17 protein-coding genes are annotated in these 19,557 nt (G+C 62.6%); 4 read left to right on the top strand and 13 right to left on the bottom strand.

The genetic code is table 11. The annotated features are described in order from the left end of the window. Positions 1–6 precede the first annotated feature (6 nt). Entirely contained in the window at positions 7–1,794 is a 1,788-nt protein-coding gene (gene polX, locus C8K66_RS01280) for a DNA polymerase/3'-5' exonuclease PolX (protein WP_108524075.1), read from the bottom strand. Further along, the gene (locus tag C8K66_RS01275; protein ID WP_256590880.1) at positions 1,791–2,483 is read right to left on the bottom strand and encodes a c-type cytochrome; all 693 of its coding nucleotides are present in this window, start codon (positions 2,481–2,483) and stop codon (positions 1,791–1,793) included. Before C8K66_RS01275 ends, polX begins: the two co-directional genes overlap by 4 nt. A 116-nt stretch (positions 2,484–2,599) precedes the next feature. On the opposite strand from C8K66_RS01275, the gene C8K66_RS01270 reads away from it, so the two are divergent. Further along, the gene (locus tag C8K66_RS01270) at positions 2,600–3,946 is read left to right on the top strand and encodes an erythromycin esterase family protein (RefSeq protein ID WP_108524074.1); all 1,347 of its coding nucleotides are present in this window, start codon (positions 2,600–2,602) and stop codon (positions 3,944–3,946) included. 21 nt (positions 3,947–3,967) lie between these two features. Here the strand turns inward: C8K66_RS01270 and C8K66_RS01265 are convergent, their stop codons facing one another. The 6 genes from C8K66_RS01265 to groL all read right to left on the bottom strand — a co-directional run bounded on the left by C8K66_RS01265 (position 3,968) and on the right by groL (position 9,032). Then, the gene (locus tag C8K66_RS01265; RefSeq protein WP_108524073.1) at positions 3,968–4,657 is read right to left on the bottom strand and encodes a phosphoribosyltransferase; all 690 of its coding nucleotides are present in this window, start codon (positions 4,655–4,657) and stop codon (positions 3,968–3,970) included. Positions 4,658–4,701: 44 nt separating this feature from the next. Next, complete coding sequence (locus C8K66_RS01260) at positions 4,702–5,586, bottom strand: universal stress protein (RefSeq protein WP_108524072.1); 885 nt, start codon at positions 5,584–5,586, stop codon at positions 4,702–4,704. Positions 5,587–5,633: 47 nt separating this feature from the next. Beyond that, positions 5,634–6,041 carry a hypothetical protein gene (locus C8K66_RS01255; RefSeq protein WP_165933307.1) on the bottom strand — a complete coding sequence of 136 codons (408 nt, stop codon included), beginning with the start codon at positions 6,039–6,041 and terminating at the stop codon, positions 5,634–5,636. 30 nt (positions 6,042–6,071) lie between these two features. Next, positions 6,072–6,671, bottom strand: coding sequence for a Spy/CpxP family protein refolding chaperone (locus C8K66_RS01250; protein WP_108524070.1), 600 nt, complete (start codon positions 6,669–6,671; stop codon positions 6,072–6,074). Between the two features lie 126 nt (positions 6,672–6,797). Then, positions 6,798–7,358: a nitroreductase gene (locus tag C8K66_RS01245; RefSeq protein WP_057004094.1), complete on the bottom strand. Its 561-nt coding sequence runs from the start codon at positions 7,356–7,358 to the stop codon at positions 6,798–6,800. 54 nt (positions 7,359–7,412) lie between these two features. Beyond that, positions 7,413–9,032 carry a chaperonin GroEL gene (gene groL / locus C8K66_RS01240; protein WP_057004093.1) on the bottom strand — a complete coding sequence of 540 codons (1,620 nt, stop codon included), beginning with the start codon at positions 9,030–9,032 and terminating at the stop codon, positions 7,413–7,415. A gap of 253 nt (positions 9,033–9,285) precedes the next feature. On the opposite strand from groL, the gene C8K66_RS01235 reads away from it, so the two are divergent. After that, positions 9,286–9,783 (top strand): BCAM0308 family protein, encoded by a 498-nt coding sequence (locus C8K66_RS01235; protein ID WP_017845773.1) that lies wholly within the window; start codon positions 9,286–9,288, stop codon positions 9,781–9,783. 14 nt (positions 9,784–9,797) lie between these two features. Here C8K66_RS01235 and mgtA read toward each other — a convergent pair whose 3' ends face one another. After that, entirely contained in the window at positions 9,798–13,379 is a 3,582-nt protein-coding gene (gene mgtA / locus C8K66_RS01230; RefSeq protein ID WP_108524069.1) for a magnesium-translocating P-type ATPase, read from the bottom strand. A 198-nt stretch (positions 13,380–13,577) separates the two neighbouring features. Here mgtA and C8K66_RS01225 point away from each other — a divergent pair, with 198 nt between their 5' ends. Further along, complete coding sequence (locus tag C8K66_RS01225) at positions 13,578–14,147, top strand: GNAT family N-acetyltransferase (RefSeq protein WP_108524068.1); 570 nt, start codon at positions 13,578–13,580, stop codon at positions 14,145–14,147. A 21-nt stretch (positions 14,148–14,168) separates the two neighbouring features. On the opposite strand, the gene C8K66_RS01220 is transcribed toward C8K66_RS01225, so the two are convergent. Together C8K66_RS01220 and C8K66_RS01215 are read right to left on the bottom strand one after the other, a co-directional pair. Then, positions 14,169–15,857 (bottom strand): HAD-IIB family hydrolase, encoded by a 1,689-nt coding sequence (locus tag C8K66_RS01220; protein WP_017845770.1) that lies wholly within the window; start codon positions 15,855–15,857, stop codon positions 14,169–14,171. Positions 15,858–15,894: 37 nt separating this feature from the next. After that, positions 15,895–16,620 (bottom strand): dienelactone hydrolase family protein, encoded by a 726-nt coding sequence (locus tag C8K66_RS01215; protein ID WP_046383389.1) that lies wholly within the window; start codon positions 16,618–16,620, stop codon positions 15,895–15,897. A gap of 3 nt (positions 16,621–16,623) precedes the next feature. Here C8K66_RS01215 and C8K66_RS30845 point away from each other — a divergent pair, with 3 nt between their 5' ends. Next, the gene (locus C8K66_RS30845) at positions 16,624–16,788 is read left to right on the top strand and encodes a hypothetical protein (protein WP_158276037.1); all 165 of its coding nucleotides are present in this window, start codon (positions 16,624–16,626) and stop codon (positions 16,786–16,788) included. Between the two features lie 128 nt (positions 16,789–16,916). On the opposite strand, the gene C8K66_RS01210 is transcribed toward C8K66_RS30845, so the two are convergent. Beyond that, positions 16,917–18,050, bottom strand: a complete 1,134-nt coding sequence (locus C8K66_RS01210) for an NAD(P)H-hydrate epimerase (protein WP_108524067.1) — start codon at positions 18,048–18,050, stop codon at positions 16,917–16,919. Positions 18,051–18,116: 66 nt separating this feature from the next. Further along, on the bottom strand, positions 18,117–19,553 hold the full coding sequence (locus C8K66_RS01205) for an NAD(P)(+) transhydrogenase (Re/Si-specific) subunit beta (RefSeq protein WP_017845767.1): 1,437 nt from the start codon (positions 19,551–19,553) through the stop codon (positions 18,117–18,119). Positions 19,554–19,557 lie beyond the last annotated feature (4 nt).

The raw sequence follows: 19,557 nt of genomic DNA, 5'->3' as shown, positions 1-19,557 counted from the left end.
GAACCGTCAGTTCCCGGCGCCTTGCGGACGTCCGCCTGCCGTAGCGGCCAACAACGACTTCAGCGCGCTCAGCGAACGGGTATTGAGTACATCGCCCTTTTCCAGCCAGGCACGCCGGGCTTGCGCGACGCCGTAGCGCAAGTACGCAAAATCCGCGGTGCGCTGGGCATCCGAATTGATGCTGATCAGCACGTGTTGGTCTTTGGCGTATTGGCATTGAAGGTCGAACAGGTCCATGCGCTGGGGTTGGGCGTTGAGTTCCAGGCAGCAGCCGCGTGCAGAGGCGGCCCTGATGACGGCCGACAGGTCCATGTTCAACGGCGCGCGCTGATTGATCAGGCGACACAGCGGGTGCGCCAGTAGCGTGAAATAGCGATGATCCATGGCTCTGAGCAGGCGTTGCGTCTGTTGCCGCAGCGTCAGGCCGAAATGCGTGTGGACCGCGCCCACCACAAGGTCCAGGCGAGCGAGGACAGTGTCTGGCAGCCCCAGGCTGCCATCTTCCAGGATCTCGACTTCAACCCCCTTGAGCAAGGTGATGCCGCGCAGGCGGGCGTTGAGCGCATCGATCTGGTCGATCTGCTTCAGCAGCCGCTCGCTGTCCAGGAAATGATCGGTGATCGCCAGGTATTCCAACCCGGCTTGCTGCGCGGCCAGTGCCATCTGCTCCAGGGTATTGGCGCCATCCGCGTCGCAGGTGTGCGCGTGCAAGTCACCCTTGAGATCACTCACTTCCACCAGCCTGGGCAAACGCTCGCTGAGTGCCGCCGCGACCTCACCGCGATCTTCGCGCAGCTCCGGCGTGATCCACGGCAACCCCAGGGCCTGATAAACCGAGACCTCCGTGGCACCCGCCAGGCGTTCCTCGCCCCTGAACACGCCATACTCGTTGAGCTTCAGACCCTGTTCCCGCGCCTGCTTGCGAATCGCAATGTTGTGCGCCTTGCTGCCGGTGAAATACACCAGCGCGGCGCCCCAGTCCGCAGGCTTGACCACCCGCATGTCGACTTGCAGGCCGGAGTCCAGTACGACACTGGCCCGCGTGCGGCCTTTGACCAATATGGTGGACACCTCCGGGTGCTTGATCAGGTGCGCCGTGACCGCCACTGCGGGCGCTGCCGCCACCAGGATGTCGATGTCGCCCACGGTATCGCGCATGCGCCGCAGACTGCCGGCCAACCTCGCGTCCTCGACCCCGGGCAGTTGATGCAGATACTCGATCAACTGCAGCGCCACGGGCTCGACAACGCCCAGCGGCAACCGGCGATCCTTTCCGAGCCCCTTCTGCGCGGCGCTCAATAAGCGCGCCTCGAGCCTTTCGCCAAAACCGGGCACGTGGCGGATGTGGCCCTGCTCGGCGGCCTCGCACAGTTGCTGCGCGGTTTCGATTCCCAGGCCGTGATACAGGTGTTTGATGCGTTTGGGGCCGAGGCCGGCGATGGACAGCAGTTCAACCAGCCCAGGCGGCAATGTCGAGCGCAGGCGTTGCCGTAGCGCACAATCACCGGTGCTGGCGATTTCACTGATCTTGGCCGTCAGATCGACGCCGATACCCGGCAGTTTCGGCAAGGTTTCCCCACGTGCGATGAGCGGCGCCAACTCGACCGTCAGCGCCCTCAGCGTGCGCGCCGCAACCCGATAAGCGCGGATGCGAAACGGGTTGGCGTCATCGATTTCGAGCAGGTCGGCGATATCGTCAAACACCGCGGCAATCTCCTCATTACTCACCGCCCGCGAGCGCTTGACCGTCGAGGTCGGCGCGCTGGGCGCCTGCGGTACGGCCGTGAGCTTCATGGCCCCAGCCTGGCCATGTAATGCGCGACCGCCTCGGCATCGGCGTCCGACAGTGTGTGCGCAATCTGGCTCGTCAGGTCACCGCGCTCACGCAAGTCGGCCTGTTGAAACACCTGGATCTGGCGAATCATGTACGCGGCATGCTGGCCTGCCACGCGTGGGGTCTGGCCATGGCCCCGGCCCTCGGCGCCATGACAGGCGCTGCACTGAGCGATGCCGGATTCCGGCACGCCGTGGCGAAAGATCAATTCGCCCCGCGCGTCAGGCGTTTCGGCTTCAGCCTGCATGGCCGGCTGTTTTGAATAGTAGTCCGCCAGTTCAGTGATCTGCGATTCGGTCAAATGGGTAAAGCCCCACATGTATTGAGTCGAGGCTTTATCCATGCGTGTATGGTTTTTGAAATCCGTCAACTGCTGCTTCAGGTAGTCTTTTTGCTGGCCGGCCAATTTGGGAAACAACGGCGCTACCGACTCCCCCGTCAGCCCGTGGCACAGCGAACACACGTCGTTTACCAAGGCCAGCGCGGGCATGGATGCGGTTTTTTGCGATGCCCGGTCGCGGGTGTCGGTACAGCCCACAAGGGCCACCACACAGAGGGCAAGCGTCAGGTGTGATCGATTGATAGAGCACCTCATATCACAAGCCTCCATGAGCAGCGTCGGTAGCCGGCGCGTAACGGGTTCAGCCACCTTGGCTCAAGGCCGTGCAGGCTTTATTGACAAAACTCAATGATTCACCTGAGTCAGGGTGTAGGAATAGATAAACACTGAACCGGACGACGGCCGTGAGCACACCCGCCCAACGCATGCTGGATAAACACTATGGCGCGTCTCGGCAGGTCGATAGAGCCGCCATCGCCGCGGTCCTGCGCCAATTTGCCGAGCCTCTGCCGGCGTTCGATTCTGCAGCGTTCGGCGAAATGTTCGATCGCTACGCGGATGCGCGGGTGGTGCTGATCGGCGAAGCCAGCCACGGCACCAGCGATTTCTATCGCGCCCGAGCCGCCATCACGCAACGCTTGATTGAGCGGCATGGCTTCTCCATCGTCGCCGTTGAGGCCGACTGGCCCGATGCAGGGCATGTCGACAAATACGTCCGAGGGCTGGCCCCGTCGGCCTGGAAACGCCATATCTTCAGCCGCTTCCCCACCTGGATGTGGCGCAACGCCGAGGTCAAAGCCTTTGCCCACTGGCTGCACCGCTACAACCATCAACGCGCCAGTGAAGACCGCGTGGAGTTCCGTGGCCTCGACGTTTACAGCATGCGCAACTCGATCCATGAGGTGCTGCACTATCTGGACAGCGTTGACCCGCAACTGGCCCAGGAAGCACGACGGCGCTACGGCTGCCTGACGCCCTGGCAGGATGACCCGGCCTTGTACGGTCACTTCGTCGAACGCAATGGCCTGATGCCCTGTGAACCGCAGGTGGTCGAACAACTCAACGTGATGCTGGCCAAGCAATTGGCCGGGCTCATCCAGGATGACGAAAGTTTTTTCAACGCCACGCAAAACGCCCGCGTGGTGCGTGCGGCGGAACAGTACTACCGCGCCGTCTATCGCGGCTCGACCGCGTCGTGGAACCTGCGTGACCGCCACATGTTCGACACCCTGCGCGCCCTGCTGGAGCACCGGGGCCCGCAGGCCAAAGCGGTGGTCTGGGCGCACAACTCGCATATCGGCAATGCCGCGGCCACGGAGATGGGCTGGAAGGGCCAGTTCAACATCGGCCAGCTGTGCCGCAGTGCCTATGGGCGCGACGCCGTGCTGATCGGCATGAGCACCGACCGTGGCCACGTGGCGGCGGCCGACGATTGGGACGCCGAGATGCTCATCAAGGCGGTGCGGCCTTCCCGTCCCGACAGTTGGGAGCATCAGTTCCTCGAAGCCGGCGTGCCGGCGTCGTTGACCGACTGGCGCGACCCGCAGCGCGCCGAGCTGCGCACGGTGTTGTCCGCCACCCTGCTGGAACGCGCGATTGGCGTGATTTACCGGCCCACAACCGAACGCAACAGCCACTACTTCGAAGCGGTACTGGCCGAACAGTTCGACGCCATGCTCTGGTTCGAGCAGACACAGGCGGTAAAGGCCCTGGCACTGCCCAAAAACGAGGAGCTGGAAGCGGAAGACGAAACCTTTCCGTTCGGTGTGTAAGGCTCACCTGGCGCGACGCATCTACAGCGGGTGCGCTTCAGTCGATTCGCGTTGCCAGGCCCGCTGCAATAACTCAATGACCTCTGCATCGGTGGTCTGGGGGAAGTTCGAGTACCAGTAACCGATGGACATCATCCGCTCAGGAATCAGCGGGCAGATCACTTCATTGACGATGCAGCGCAGGGTCTCCACCGTATCCAGCGGCGCGACCGGCACCGCCACGACGATCCGCGCCGGGGCCTGCACCTGCACCGCCTGGATCGCGGCGAGCATCGAGGCCCCTGTGGCCAGGCCGTCATCGATCAGGATGACCACCTGATCCTTCAACTGCAGCGGCGCCCGCGTGCCCCGGTAAACCTGCTCACGGCGCGATAACTCGCGAGTTTCGCGGGCGACCACCGCGTCATAACTGTCTTGATCAATCGAATGAGCCCGCAGCACCTCTTCATTGCGGATCTGGATACCGCCACTGGCGATGGCGCCCATGGCGAATTCGGGCTGGGACGGAATGCCGAGCTTGCGTACCACCATCAGATCCAGGCGCACCTGCAGGGCCGTGGCCACCTCATACGCCACCGGGACGCCGCCACGCGGCAAGGCCAGGATGATCACGTCGGGGCGGCGGGCGTATCTGAGCAACGGCTCCACCAGGCTTTGGCCGGCCACCGACCGATCCTGCCAGAGCGTTTGCAGCGAAGGGCTATAACTCATGGGTCACCTCATCTGTCGTTTCATTGCACACCGCCTTTGCCGCGCTAGACCGCCAGTACGCCGCAAGGCACCTGATAGAGAATGTGTTCGGTGGTACTGCCCAGCAGCTTCTCGATGCCGTGATACTGGACCCGGCCCATCACGATCACATCCACCTGGTGTTCCTTGGCGAATTGACTCAACACCGCAACCGGATTGCCCAAAACGAAGTGATGACGATCGGAAGGCACGCCATAGTCTCGCGCCAGTTCGAGGAAGGTTTTTTCCTCCTTGCTCGCCAGGTCCTTACTGAGATTGGACAGGGCCATACCGCCCATGTCAGCCATGTAGATCGTCGACATATCGCAGGCATACAGCAGGTGCAGCTCGGCATCGCATTGCAGCGCCAGGCTGGTGGCCTGCTCAATGATGCGCTGGTTCAACGCGCTGTTGGCCGGTTGAACATTCGACACGTCAACCGCTGCCACGACGATGCGCGGCAAGGCATGCCCACCACCGCCGACCAGATAGACCGGAATCGGACACTCGCGCAGCAGCTGCCAGTCCAGCGGGGTGAAGAACGCACGCTTGAACGCGGACTCTTGCTGAACCTGTTTGATCAACAGATCGGGCTGCGTCTCGGTGACGTAATCCAGGATGTCTTGCTTGAGGTTGGTGGCCCAGGTCACCTGGGCGGTCACGTTGAGCCCCAGGGCGTGGAGGTTCTTGGTTTGGGCGTTCAGCCAGTCGCGGTGGTCCTCGAGGTAGCTGGCCCGGGCCTTTTCACGCACGTTCTCGGCCAGTAGCAACAAGATGTCCAACGGTGTTGCCAGCGCGACAATATGCAGGCTCGCGCCGCTGGCCTTGGCCAGGGCGGCAGCATGGCCGATTGCCGGGGAGTCACGCAGGGCGGGATTGATGATCAGTAACAAACACTGGTATTGGCTCATGATCTGGCTCCAGGGAGGAATGAAAAACAGCCCACGCGTCCGGGGTCTTAACGGATGGGGCCAGGCGGCGGCGTCGCGGGAACCATGCGCCATCCCTCAGGACACTGGCGTACGCTCGGGTAATAGCCTTTGGCGGAATCGCAGTAGTACCAGGCCGATGGCGCGGCCGTGACGGGCTGAGGCTCGACCACCACCGTCGGCGGGCTGGCCGGGTAGTAGTACGTCGGGGCGGGATAGTAATAAACCGGATACGTCGGGTAGTAATACGGCGTGGCGATGCGCGCGGCTTCCCAACCCAGTCCCAGGCCGAGGCCAAACCCCCACCAGCCCGGCCCGCCCCCATGCCCGCCCCCATGCCCACCGCCATGCGGCCCGGCATGCGCCGGCAATGCAACGGCGGCAGCCAGCAGGATGAACCCTGTCAGCACGCACTGTTTTACTGAGTCACTGTTCATGATGTTTACCCAGGAGGCTCGCGAATAGCATTACGGTTGGCTGGTCGGGTTGAGCCCGCCGCACCCTTGCGGCCATGCCATGTGCATGGGCATTCGCCAACCGTCCTGATCGGCGATGCGGTGATGCATCACCGTCCAGAACAGATCGAAGATGGTTTTTTGCTGGGCATCGAGGGCATCGTAGAAGGTTTGGGTGCGTGCCTGAGCCGCGTCCAGACGGACCAGTTGCGCCTGCATCCAGCTGGTTTGCGTGCGCAGGCGCTCTATGCCTTTGGCCATTCTCTGCGGTGTTGTTTCGTCCTTCAGCGCTTGTCTGGCACTTGCCTTGTCAGTAGCGGCTGGGTTGTCGTTTTCCACTTGCTGATTGGCGTCTGCGATGACGCCTGCGGCCCAGGTTTCCCAGGCGGGCATTTGCTCCGGCTTGAGACTGAGCTTGCCCTTGAGTTCTTCCAGGGTCTGCTGCGTATGCTTGACCCAATCGAAATTCGAGGCGTGACGGAACATACCGCCCTGCCCTGGCCCTAGCCCTAACCCTGGCATCGCGGGGTTGGCAAACGCGCCGGTGGACGGTAACAGCAGAACACTTGCCGCGATCAGCAAGCACTGGCCAAGCAAGCGTGGCTTGTTCATTTCAGCTCATCTCAACGTCGTGGGTTCAATCCGAGCATAGGAGCCGGCCTGGCGGGCGATCTGATCCACGTCAGAAAACCGAGACACCGGTCAACCGCTGGATCAACGGTAGCCCTGCCTGGGGCATCAGCCTATCCAATGGATCTCTGGGGTCTTATGCACGATGGGCGCGGGCACAGACTTCGGGTGCCCCACGATAATCGGTGCCACGGGCATCCACTCGGCGGGCAGGCCGAGCGCCTGCTTACCCTGCGGCGTATTCAGAAAGCCCTGGGCGAAACCGATCCAGCACGTCCCGAGCCCCTCGGCATACGCCGCGAGCATCAGGTTCTCGGCCGCCAGGGCACAGTCTTCGACAATCCACTGATTGGGCGCGTTGCCCGAGATCAGCACCAGGACCGGCGCGTGGTAGAAAATCTGAAAACTGTCCTCGCTGAGCAACGCTTGGAAGTGGCTGGAGTGCGTTCCTGCGGGCGTGGTGGCGAGCATCCAGGCCCTGGCTTCGCGGGAAACCCGCTCCAGCAGCGCCTGGTCGCGGATCACCGTGAACGTCCACGGTTGTTGGTTCATCGCGCTGGGCGCCTGGGCGGCGGCATCGATCAAGCGACAAATGAGTTTTTCATCGAGCGGTTCTGGCGTGTAGTCACGTGTCGAGCGCCGGCCGGCGATTGCCTTGGTTACGTTCATGGGTGCATGCCTCCATCAGGGCGATTCAAATCGAAGCAAGGCGCGAGCAGGTGCTCAACCTTCAGGGAACGACGGTTGGGCTGGCGGTTCTTTTTCTGGGATATCGGTAATGGTCGCTTCGGTCAGCAGCAGGATACTGGCGACGGAAACTGCATTTTCCAGGGCAATACGCACGACTTTGGTCGGATCGATGATGCCGGCTTCGTACATGTCGACATAGGTATTGGCGGACGCATCAAAGCCAATGTTGCCCGGCTCCGCCAGCATGCGCGCAACGACCACGCCGGCGTCCACCGCAGAGTTTTCCGCAATGCGCCGCGCCGGTGCTTCCAATGCCCGACGCAGTATCTGCAGGCCGGTGCGGACATCGCCCTCCTGCCGGGCTTCCTCGGCGGCGATCAGCGGCACAGCTTTAAGCAGCGCGAGGCCGCCGCCGGGGACAATCCCTTCGGTGATCGCCGCGCGGGTCGCCGAGATCGCGTCATCCAGGGCGTCCTTGCGCGCTTTCATTTCGGCTTCGGACGGCGCGCCGACCCGGATCACCGCGACGCCGCCGGACAGCCTGGCCAGCCGCTCCTGCAGCTTTTCACGGTCGTAATCGCTGGTGGTAGCCGCCATTTGCCCGCGGATCTGCTGCAGGCGTGCGTCGATCGCTGCGCGTGTACCGGCGCCGCCGATCAGCGAAGTGCTGTCCTTCGACACCACCACCCGATGGGCCCGTCCCAACTGCTGCAGGTCGACCTGTTCGAGGCTGATCCCCAGTTCGTTGGAGACCACCGTGGCGCCGGTCAATACGGCCATGTCCTGCAGCATGTCCTTGCGCCGGTCGCCAAAGCCCGGGGCCTTGATCGCCACAGCCTTGAGCACGCCGCGGATGTGGTTGACCACCAGCGTGGTCAACGCTTCGCCTTCGATGTCATCTGCGATCAACACCAGGGGCTGACCGCTTTTGGCGACCTGTTCCAGCAACGGCAGCAAGTCTTTGAGTGCGCCGATCTTGTGGTCACAGAGCAGCAGGCAGGCATCGTCGAGTTCGACCTGCATTTTCTCGGTGTCGGTGACGAAATAAGGTGAGACATAACCCCGGTCAAAACGCATGCCCTCCATGACCTCGACCACCGTTTCGGTGGTCTTGGACTCTTCGACGCTGACCACGCCTTCAACGCCGACCTTCTCCAGCGCGTCGGCCACCAGTTGACCGATGACCGCGTCGTTATGCGCCGACAGCGTCGCCACCTGGGCTTTTTCCTTGGGCGTGCTGACGGGTCGGGACTGCGCCGCCAGCGACTCGACGACCAACTGCAGGCCCCGATCCAGGCCGCGCTTGAGATCGATCGCGCTGGCCCCCGCGACCACGTTGCGGATGCCATCGGCCAGGATCGCATGGGCCAGCACCGTTGACGTGCTGGTCCCGTCGCCGACCGCGTCACCCGTGCGTTCCGCGGCCTGGCGCAGCATTTGCGCGCCGAGGTTCTCCTCGGGGTCCTGCAGGTCAATGCGTTTGGCAATCGTGACGCCGTCATTGCAGACCGTCGGGTTGCCCCACTTGTTCTGCATCAACACCGACTTGGACTTCGGCCCCAGCGTCACGCGCACCGCGTCCGCCAATTGGGTGGCGCCGCTGAGGATCTTCTCGCGGGCAGCCGCGCGAAACACGATTTTACTGTGAGCCATCAGGGTGCTCTCCTCTCACGTCGACGGAACTTGCATGCTTCTCTGAAGTGCCTGCGGCGAGGTTGACTTTTATCAACAAACTCACACCCCTTGCCGACGCCCGCCGCGACGCTTACACCGGCGGTCGCCGGGCGCTCTGCGAGTTGACAAAAATCAACCCGCTCGGGCGGAAACAGCGTCCAAATCAACCTGTGAAATCCACCCGATCGTCAACACGCGGGTTTGCCCCTCTCGATGCGTCAGGAGAAACACCATGGACAAGTATCAGCAGAGTCAGAAAAACAAGCTGTTCAAAACGCCGCCCCATGATCCCTATTGCTTGCCGCGGGTTGAAGGTTCGGCGGTGTGCCCGCAGTGCGACGCGGTGTATCAGGCCGGGAACTGGACCTGGAACCGACCTGAAAACGCGGTGGTGCATGACGCGCAAACCGTCACCTGCCCGGCCTGCCGCCGCATCGCGGACAACATGCCGGCCGGCACCCTGATGCTATCGGGCGGCTTCTTGCAAAAGCACCATGATGAAATCATCCACCTGATCGAAAACACCGAAAAAACCGAAATGGCCGAGCATGCGCTGGAGCGCATCATGCGCGTGACGGAGGTGGCGGACGACCTGATGGTGACCACCACCGGTATTCATCTGGCCAATCGCCTGGCGCATGCACTGGAAGGCGCATTCAAAGGCAAGGCGCAGTACCGCTACGGCGATAGTCAGTACGGCGTGAACGTCACGTGGGCACGTAACGAGTAACCCCTCACGCCACGCTACGGCGCAGCGCGAGCGCGGCTCAACCGCTGGCGACGGTAAAAGAGCCGCTTGACCCATTCCGCCGTGCCCATGTAGGCCAGGCTGATTGCCAGCACTGTCAGCAGGATCGGCAGTGGCAAGGGCACCAGGCCGAACCAGGACGCGATCGGGCTGTAAGGTAGCCCGACGGCCAGCAGGCCGATGGCCGAGGCGCTGAGCAACAGCAGTGTGGCCGGGCGGCTTTGGTAGAACGGGCGGTAGGTTCGCACGATGAAGATTGTCAGCAGTTGGGTCAGCAGCGATTCGACGAACCAGCCGCTGCGAAACACTTCCGGGCCCTTTTCCGCCAGCAGGTACAGGGCCGCGAACGTGAGCACATCGAACAGCGAACTGACCAGCCCGAACACCACCATGAAGTTGCGGATTTCCCTGATATTCCAGCGGTGCGGGGTGTTTTCCCATTCGCGGTCGACGTTGTCGCTGGCGATCCCCATGGAGGGGATATCAGACAGGAAGTTGTTGAGCAGTATCTGCTTGGCCAGCATCGGCAGGAACGGCAATACCAACGAAGCCAGGGCCATGCTGATCATGTTGCCGAAATTGGCGCTGGAGACGATGGAAATGTACTTCAAGGTATTGGCAAAGGTATGCCGGCCCTCTTCGATGCCTTCGCGCAACACGTCGAGGTTGTGCTCCAGCAACACGAAGTCGGCGGCCTGCTTGGCCACGTCGGCGGCGTTATCCACCGAGATCCCGATATCGGCGACTTGCAGCGCCGGGGCATCGTTGATGCCATCGCCCATATAGCCGACAACGTGCCCGGTCTTCTGCAGGGCGCGGATGATGCGTTCTTTCTGGTTGGGGTCGACCTCGGCAAAGAGCGTCGTCAGTGGCGCCAGGTGCATCAATGCTTCGTCTTTCATGGCCGCCAGCTCGGCGCCGGTGATGATGCGCTCTACGGGCAGACCCACGGCCATGCCGACATGGCGGGCGACCAGATGGCTGTCGCCACTGATGATCTTGACTTGCACACCCAGGCGCTCAAGGTTGGCGAGGGTGTCTTTCACCCCCGGCTCCGGCGGGTCGAAGAACAACAGAAAACCGCGGAAGGTCATGGCCTTTTCTTCATCCCGGCCGTAGTGCGGCTGGTCCGGCAAGACCCGCGTGGCCAGGCCCAAAACCCTGAAGCCCTGCTCGCTCCAGTCGGCGAAACGCTGCGCGATGGCGGCCCGCTCGGTGTCGCTCAGCGCCAGCAACTGTTCGCCGCGGCGCACCTGTGTGCAAACCTCAAGCACATTGTCCAGCGCCCCCTTGGTCACCATCAGCCGGGCGGCCTCAGGCGCATTCGCGACCACCACGCTCAGGCGCTTGCGCACGAAGTCATACGGCACTTCATCGAGCTTGCTCGCGCCGGGGCATGGCGCCAGGGTTTTGCCGGCCAGGGTGATCGCATCATCCATGGCGTTGCGCATGCCGGTCTGCAGGCTGGAGTTGAACACCGCCAGTTGCAGGATCGTGGCATCGGCATTGCCCGCCAGATCCATGGCGCCGTCCAGCACGACGACGCCGCGGGTCAGCGTACCGGTCTTGTCGGTACACAGGATGTCCATCGCCCCGAGGTTTTCAATCGCATTGAGGTGCCGCACGATGACCCCTTTGGCGGCCATGCGTTGCGCGCCTTTGGCCAGCGTGATGCTCAGGATCGCCGGCAACAGTTCCGGCGACAGCCCGATGGACAACGCGATGGCAAACAACAGGGTGTCGAGCGCAGGACGATGCAGCAGGATATTGATGCCGAACACCACAATCGTGATCACCAGCATCACCCGCAACAGCAAGCTGCCGAAGCGACGCAGGCCACGCTCGAACTCCGTCTCGGGCGGGCGCAGCGTCAGGGTCTTGGCGATGCGCCCGATCTCACTGTCCGAGGCGTAGCGCGTGACCAGCACCTCGGCGGTGCCGCTGCGCACCGAGGTGCCCATGAACACGCAATTATGCCGCTGCCCGAGCGTGGCATCGGCGGCGCAGTCGCCCGGCAATTTTTCCACCGGGAAGGTTTCGCCGGTGAGCAGGCCTTCACCGATGAAGCAATCGAGCGCCTGCAGGATCCGACCGTCGGCCGCGATCAGGCTGCCGGCGCTGAGTATCAGGATATCCCCCGGCACCACCTCGCTGGCGGCGATGTCCACGGCCTTGCCGTCGCGCCGCACCGTGGCGCGCAGCGCGATCTTGCTGCGCAGTTGCTCCACCGCCGTACTGGCGCGATTTTCATACCAGGCGCTGAGAACCGCGCTGATCAGCACGATGCAGCCGACAATCGCCGCATCCAGCCAGTCCCCCACCACCACGGCGACCAGCGCGCCCACGATCAGGATCAGCACCAAGGGCGTCCGCATTTGCTCCAGCACCAACCGGGCCAGGCCACGCGGTCGGTCCTTGGGCGTGGCCGGTGCGCTGCGCACCCGCGCGTTGGCGTCGGCCTCGCTCAAGCCCTGCGGCGTGCTGTGCAGGCTGCTGAACACCTGGCCGACTGGCGGGCTCCAATAATCGCCGGTTGCCACGCGGGTGGGCGGCTTGACGTTGGATCGCCACTCACGATGGGCCAACCAGAGGCCGGGCAGCATCGGCAACCAGAACGTCAGCCCGCGGAATAACAACGTGGCGGAAAGCGCCACCGCAATGTTCACCCCCACCCAATGCAGCGTGACCACCGCCGCCGCTTCAAAGGCGCCGAGCCCGCCCGGCACAATGCCGATACTGCGCAGCACGCTGGCCAGCATAAAACCGGCAAACAACCCCAACGGCGGCGCGGACACACCCAGCGCGCGCACCAGCACCCACAATGTGGCGCTGTCGAGCACAATGATCACCAATTCCAGCAAGGTAATCCGCCAGAGTAACCCTTGGCTGCGCACCAGTTGCTTGTCGGCCCCGGTGAGCAATGACGCGATTCTGGCTACAATCGGAAAATGGCGCCCCGGCAAATGCGCGACCAGGCGCCGATTGCCGGCCAGCCTTGGCGTGACCACTGCCAGCAACAGGCTGACGGCAACGAACACCAGGCATGCCGTCACCACCGCAGGCGTGGCGTGGCCCTGGAAGATCACCACCGGTAACGCCACGCCGACCGACACCGCATAGGCCAGGAAATACCCGGACAAATCCAGCACCAGGCTCGCCAGCACCAGCGGTTTTGCGAACCCGAGGCGGACGAAGGAGGCCACGACCGCAAAGGCGCCGCTGATGCCGGAGGACGGCAGGGCCTGATCGACAAACAGCTTCATCACGCTGAGTTTGCCCGCCTCCCAGAGTGAAAGCGGCTGCGCCCCGGCCCTGAGCACCACCCGAAAGACCTGCCCTTGCGCCATATACGTCAGGACTTGCAACGCCAGGGCGCCGACCAGCCACAGCGGCTCTGCCTGGGTCAGCAAGTGTGTGAAGGATTCGACATCGGTGAATTGCAGCGCCACGCCGACCACTGTCGCAAACATCGCGGCGCCGAGCAGCCACGTCAGCCACAGCGCGGAACGGCTGTAATGCTGTTCCTCTTCAGGTACAGCCGGATCGATGAAACCAGCAGTGGGCGGTTTGACAGGCATGCCGTGCCCCTGAGCGAATCAGCAGAGAGTCCGATTCTGGCGCGGTCTGGGCGGGGCCGTTTGATCCAGGTCAACCTGCCCCTGGACGGTCTGTTAGTCCGCATCACGCTTTCTGACCTTGATCAATACGCCTGCCGCGCATCCCCCTCAGTGTGAACAGGGCCGTTCTTCGACCCCACTGTGCGCTGGAGCCCCCCAATGCTAGCTAATCAACACACCGCTGCTCTGATTGCCGAGATGGATAAAACCTCGCCCGCCGAGCATTGGCTGGAAAAACTGCACGACGGAACGCATGTGCTTATCCGTCCGTTGTCGACGCACGATCACCTGGGCCTGCTGCATTTTTTTCAGCGGTTGTCGCCGCTGTCGCTGCGGTTCCGGTTTTTGGGCGCGGTGACCCATGTCGATGCGAGCGCAATCGATACACTGCTGAGCGAGTCGGCGCAGATCAGCCGCGGCTACCTGGCCTTGATCCACCATGACGGCGAGTTGCAGGTAATCGGTGTCAGCCGCTATCGGCGCGCCACCGATCAGGACGAACAGTGCGACTGCGCGGTCGCCGTCGCCGACCCGTGGCTGCGCAGGGGCCTGGGCCGTTTATTGCTGGGGCATCTGATCGATGCCGCCAAGCGTGAGGGGTTTCGCAAAATGTGCTCGACGGACCTGTCGACCGATTACCCGATTCATGGCTTGTACAAACAATTGGGTTTTACCTCGGCCTATCTGGGCCGGGATTTTGATCGCATCGTTCACGAGCTGGAACTGTAGACGCGCACGCCGCCCGACCATTCACTGCGGTTCCAAGTGGTAACGCGATTGCACCAGGTGCGCGATCTGTTCCTGGGCATCCCGCAGCGGTACAGATGCATCGTTTTCCAGCAGACGGGTTTCGTTGGCCAGCACGTCGTCGCGGATCACCTCGCGAAACCAGTTGGAAAAGTCCCCGGCCTCGCGGTGTTGGCGGAACGCGGGATCGTCCAGGCGCGCAAGCGAAGACAAAAACTCCGCAAGGTTCGAAGCGCGCTGGTCAAGGCTGGGAAAGTAGAATGCATGCCAGGCGCCCACATCCCCGACCGCATACTTGCCGCTGTGGCGATGATGTTTCTGCTCGGGTTGCTGCTGCGCCATCAGCACCACGTCGCCGCCATGACGAACGTCCCACAGACAGAAATAGTCGGGCGCGGATGAGCGCGCCGGGAATTCGGGGCAGCGTCGCTGCGTATGCTGGGCGTAGCGTTGGACCAGTTCGCGGGCGGTGCTGCCCAGGGTCACCAGTACGTCTACCGCGTCCAGCAGCGACGGGCAGACTTGATCGAAGTCCAGGGCAACGATGATCGCCCCCATATTCGCCAGAAACCCCGGAGGCCAAGCGGCGCAATGGGGCAGCATGTAGTGGGCCTCGTCCACGACCATCCAGTACGGGCGGCCGGTGCTGCTGCGTAGCTGCTGGATAAACGGCAGCAATTCGCCGAACAACTGCACGCGGGCGGCCGGGTCCAGGGCCAGGGTGCTCACCACCACGTTAAGCCGCGCCTGTAACAGGTGATGCAACGATTCTTCGGTTGTCGGCGGAGTGGTCAGGCCACCGACCGTGACCGCACCGTCCAGCGACAGATAGTCGCCTTCCGGATCAATGATGCAGAAGCCCTGGTGGGCCTCGACCATGCGTTCTGTCAGCCAGGTCACGTAGCTAGACTTGCCGGAGCCTGAATTGCCGATCACCAGCAGCACCGATTCCGGCGGCAACCACACCTTGCGTGCATCGGCGGTCCGCCCCAGTTGCACGCCGATACGCTCGACCGGCACCAGCGCGGCGTCCTTTTGCAGCAGCATGTCTATCAGCTCGCAGACCCCGCGCCCGTGATCCTGGCTCAGGCAGATGTCCGCGCGGGCCTTGATTGAGTCGATCGCGTTGTTCACCGCCGCCGCACAACCGCAGATCGCGAGAAACGCGTGGTCATTTTCGGCGTCGCCCACGCCGACCACATTCAGTTCGCAGATGCCCAGCCTCAGCAACGCGGCACTCAGCCCCGAGGCCTTGTTCACCCCCGTCGGCAGGACCATGATCGCGTCCTTGTTGAACGTCATCTGCAGCTCCAGGCCCAGCTCGCGAATCGAGCTGATCACCGCGTCCTCGAACGGATGCCAGGTGGCAATGACGGACCTGCCGACGGACAAGGGTGAAACCCCTTTGTCGCGCAGGCGCTCCACCAGTGCGGTCGAGGCCGAATCGGCGATGAGTTCCTCGGTGTCAGTGCGCGGGTCGTACAGGAGCGCGCCATTCTCCACGACCACCAGGTCAAACAGATCGAGCTGGGTAAAATGATGCTTGAGCGCCTGCAACTCCCTGCCGGTAATCAACAGCAACTTGCGACCGCTGGCCTTGAGGCCGGCAAGCGCTGTACAGACGTGTTCGGGAACATTGCCGTTTTCGGCAATGGTTCCGTCATAGTCGACCGCCAAGGCTAAGAAATGCATGTTCGCTCCATGACGGGTTGGGTTGTACAGGCCCGCGCTAAGAAGATGAAACCTTGCCATTGATTCCAGGCAGAGGCTCGCTGGGCAAAGGTTCCTTGTGCAGGTACTTTTCGAACCAATCGCCGGTCAGCCTGGCTACGTCCGCCAGGGTGCCCGGCTCTTTGAAAAGGTGCGTCGCGCCTTTGACGACCTCCAGGCTTTGCGTGCAGTGCAACGCCCGACTGGTCCGCACATTCAAGCGCAGGATCATCGGGTCTTCCGCGCCCACCACTTGCAACGTCGGCGCTTTGACCTCGCACAACGCCTGGGCGGCCAGATCGGTGCGCCCGCCTCGACAGACCACCGCCCGCACACCACCCACGTGAGCCGCGGCGACCAGCACGGCGGCGGCGCCCGTACTGGCACCGAACAAGCCCATGGCAAGACGGCGTAATTCAGCGTCTCGGGCGATTGCGTCGATGACCTTGACCAGTCGATCGGCGAGCAATGCAATATCGAAACGCAGCACACCGGTCAGGTTATCCCAGCGCTGCTCTGTCCTTGTCAGCAGGTCGATCACCAAGGTGCCCATCCCGTGGCGCGCCAGGTACTCCGCGATAAAATGGTTACGCGGGTTCGAATGACCGCCGCCACTGGCATGGACGAGAACGACCAGGCTTTCGGCGCCTCGCGGCAATCGCAGATCACCGGCCAATTCATAGCCGGCAAAGTTAAACTTTTTGTATTGGAGCTCAGATACTGCAACACCGCAGTGAGAGGCCATTAGTTGAATACCTTCGTATATAACCTTTTCGAGGGGCAAGGTACTTCAAGAGTGGCTTCATCTTTCTTTTTGATTGTTCGTCAGGTCGATGGATTGGGCATGAGCGCCTATCAGGTTAAAACCGAAAAAAGCCCGGCCTGCTCTGTTGGATACACGACGATGACCTGAAGCCTCTGCGGGTTAAACTGCGCTTTTCCGGCAAAGCGTACTTGATAAATATCAAACGCACGCCCATCCACGTTTCAAATCGGACATTTGACGTGCAATACACCACTCGCCGACATGTCCACGGACAATCAGCCGTACAGTCGACGCAATAACCCAGGTAAAAGATTCGGCACGTCTTTGGCCAGTAACCCTGGGCCGAATTCGGCAGCGACCACATCATGCAACCACACGCCCGCTGCCGCAGCCGGAAAGGCCGGCATGCCCTGGGTCCGCAGCCACCGAATAATGCCGCCCAAAAGCTCGCCGGTGGCGGCCGAGGGCACACTGCAATGGATCACGGCGCGGCCATCGGGGCAGGCAATCACCGTGTCACTGCCGCGATGCACAACCACAGCCGAGCCGTGCTGGGCAGCGGCTCGAGTGCGGGTCAGTTTGTCGCCGACGAAGTCGAACATCCGCCGAAATTCGCTCTCGTGAAGGGTCAGCACCTGCGTGGCATCCGCCGCAACGACCGCTGGGTGCCCCGCGACAGTATCGAGACCGGCTCGCGGTAAATCGGGCAGCCACAACCCAGGGTGATTCTCAAATGCCTGGGGGACGATGGCGTCGAGCACCGCTTCGGGCGTGCCAATATCGGCCACAATCACTTCGCCACACAGATCGCGCCCCGGTAACAGCAGATGCCCCGGCTTTTTGCGAAAAAACGTCACCGTCAGCACCGCCGCCACCGCGCCCAACGACTCACCGCTATCGCCCATCACTCCGCTGGGCGTGTCGACCGCGACAATCGGCACCGTGCCACGGCCAGCCGCAGCCAGGGTGTCCAACACCTGCCCCTCCAGCGCACGGGCGAGACCGGCGCCGAACACCGCGTCGACAATCAGCTCGGCCCCTTCAAGCACCGCGGGGCTCAGGGCTTGCACCTCGCCGGGCCAGCGCTGTGCATGTTGCCCGGCTTCGCCTTTCAGCGCGGCGCGACTGCCCCACATCGCCACCCGCACTGGCCAGCCCGCTTGCGCAAGCCGGTACGCGCAGACAAAACCATCGCCGCCATTGTTGCCCGGCCCGCAGAGCACCAGCAGCGGCCGGGGTGTCCAGCGCCGCTGGATTTCGCGTGCCACCGCCGCGCCGGCATTGCTCATCAACTCGAAAGACGACACGCCGGCAACCACCGAAAGCCGGTCGGCTTCCGCCATCTGGCGCACCGTCAGCAAGGCCGCCTGGCGCGCGCCGTTATCGAGGTCGGGACTCAACGTGTTCATGCTTTTCACACTCTCGATCGCTACTGAAGTCACTCACCGCCTGCGCGGTGACGTCGCCCCGCTTGGTTACCCCAAGCCTCTGACCGCCTCGATCATCTTGACCAGGACGGCCTGTGCATCGCCGTACACCATGTTGCAGTTTTCCGCATAAAACAGCTGGTTCTGAATACCAGCATAGCCCTTGCCCTCCCCGCGCTTGACCACGTACACGTGATGAGCCTTGTCCACATCGAGGATCGGCATGCCGTAGATGGGCGAGGCTTTGTCGCTGCGCGCGGCGGGGTTGACCACGTCGTTTGCCCCGATCACCAACACCACATCGGTGTCGGCGAAATCGGTGTTGATGTCGTCCAACTGGAAGATCAGGTCGTAAGGCACACCGGCCTCTGCCAGTAGCACGTCCATTTGTCCCGGCATACGCCCCGCCACCGGGTGGACCGCGAATCGCACAAGCACGCCGTGGGCCTGTAACAACTTCACGAACTCATAGAGCTTTTGTTGGCCCTGCGCCACGGCCAGGCCATAACCGGGCACGATGATGACTTTATTGGCGTACCGCATGGCGACGCCGGCATCACTCGCCGCCGTCGGCTTGAGCTCACCCACGATCGCCGCGCCTTTGCGCACGGGTTGGCCACCAAATCGGGCAAACAGCACATGCGCGACCGTGCGATTCATGGCCTTGGCCATCAGCAATGTGAGCAGCACGCCCGCAGCGCCGACCAGCATGCCGGCGATCATCATGGCCGGAACCTGCAACACAAACCCTTCCAGGCCGACCGCCAGGCCGGTGAAGGCATTGTAGATGGAGATGACCACCGGCATATCGGCACCGCCGATGGGCAACGTCATCAGCACACCGAACAACAGCGCGCAGCCGAAGAACACTCCAATCAACCACAGCACGCCGTTCAACGAACCGTGTTCGGCGTGCATGACCACCATCAGCCAAGCGCCTACGCACAGCGTCACCAGCATCAGCAAGGCGTTGATCAGTTGCAGGCCTTTCATGTGCAGTGGTTTGTTGATGCGGCCATCCAACTTGGCCCAGGCAATCAAGGAGCCGGATAACGAAATCGCACCGATCAACGCGCCAAACAAGGTGCCGGCCAATGCGGAAAGGTCGAACACTCGGCCCCCGAACAACTCCATGGCGGCGATCGCGGCGGCAGCGCCCCCGCCCATGCCGTTGTATATCGCGACCATCTGCGGCATGGCGGTCATGGCCGCCTTGCGCCCGCTCCACCACGCTGCGCCACCGCCCAGCAGCAGCGCGACGAGCGCGAGGCTGACGTTGACAGGCAAATGTGGCCGGGCCGCCTCACTCACCGAAAATACGTAGAGAAAACTCACGATAACGGCGGCTGCCATGCCCCAACCGGCGACATGGATGCCACCGGCCGCCGTGACCGGCGAAGACATGCGCCACAACCCGAAAATCAGTAGAAAAGCGGCGAAGAAATACACCAGCCCTATCAGCCACTGCGACGTCATAATCAACATGGTC

The sequence above is a fragment of the Pseudomonas sp. GV105 genome (assembly GCF_003058185.1).
Lineage (GTDB): Bacteria > Pseudomonadota > Gammaproteobacteria > Pseudomonadales > Pseudomonadaceae > Aquipseudomonas > Aquipseudomonas veronii.
The sequence above is the reverse complement of the archived record's forward strand: the minus strand, read 5'-3'. Positions and strand labels throughout refer to the sequence as shown.

Bases quoted from the DNA above. Each gene is read 5' to 3' on its own strand.
- C8K66_RS01215 (WP_046383389.1), bottom strand. From the start codon at position 16,620: ATGGCCTCTCACTGCGGTGTTGCAGTATCTGAGCTCCAATACAAAAAG.
- C8K66_RS01210 (WP_108524067.1), bottom strand. From the start codon at position 18,050: ATGAACACGTTGAGTCCCGACCTCGATAACGGCGCGCGCCAGGCGGCC.
- C8K66_RS01235 (WP_017845773.1), top strand. From the start codon at position 9,286: ATGGACAAGTATCAGCAGAGTCAGAAAAACAAGCTGTTCAAAACGCCG.
- groL (WP_057004093.1), bottom strand. From the start codon at position 9,032: ATGGCTCACAGTAAAATCGTGTTTCGCGCGGCTGCCCGCGAGAAGATC.
- C8K66_RS01260 (WP_108524072.1), bottom strand. From the start codon at position 5,586: ATGAGCCAATACCAGTGTTTGTTACTGATCATCAATCCCGCCCTGCGT.
- C8K66_RS01265 (WP_108524073.1), bottom strand. From the start codon at position 4,657: ATGAGTTATAGCCCTTCGCTGCAAACGCTCTGGCAGGATCGGTCGGTG.
- mgtA (WP_108524069.1), bottom strand. From the start codon at position 13,379: ATGCCTGTCAAACCGCCCACTGCTGGTTTCATCGATCCGGCTGTACCT.
- C8K66_RS01220 (WP_017845770.1), bottom strand. From the start codon at position 15,857: ATGCATTTCTTAGCCTTGGCGGTCGACTATGACGGAACCATTGCCGAA.
- C8K66_RS01205 (WP_017845767.1), bottom strand. From the start codon at position 19,553: ATGTTGATTATGACGTCGCAGTGGCTGATAGGGCTGGTGTATTTCTTC.
- C8K66_RS01270 (WP_108524074.1), top strand. From the start codon at position 2,600: ATGCTGGATAAACACTATGGCGCGTCTCGGCAGGTCGATAGAGCCGCC.
- C8K66_RS01255 (WP_165933307.1), bottom strand. From the start codon at position 6,041: ATGAACAGTGACTCAGTAAAACAGTGCGTGCTGACAGGGTTCATCCTG.
- C8K66_RS01245 (WP_057004094.1), bottom strand. From the start codon at position 7,358: ATGAACGTAACCAAGGCAATCGCCGGCCGGCGCTCGACACGTGACTAC.
- C8K66_RS01225 (WP_108524068.1), top strand. From the start codon at position 13,578: ATGCTAGCTAATCAACACACCGCTGCTCTGATTGCCGAGATGGATAAA.
- C8K66_RS01250 (WP_108524070.1), bottom strand. From the start codon at position 6,671: ATGAACAAGCCACGCTTGCTTGGCCAGTGCTTGCTGATCGCGGCAAGT.
- polX (WP_108524075.1), bottom strand. From the start codon at position 1,794: ATGAAGCTCACGGCCGTACCGCAGGCGCCCAGCGCGCCGACCTCGACG.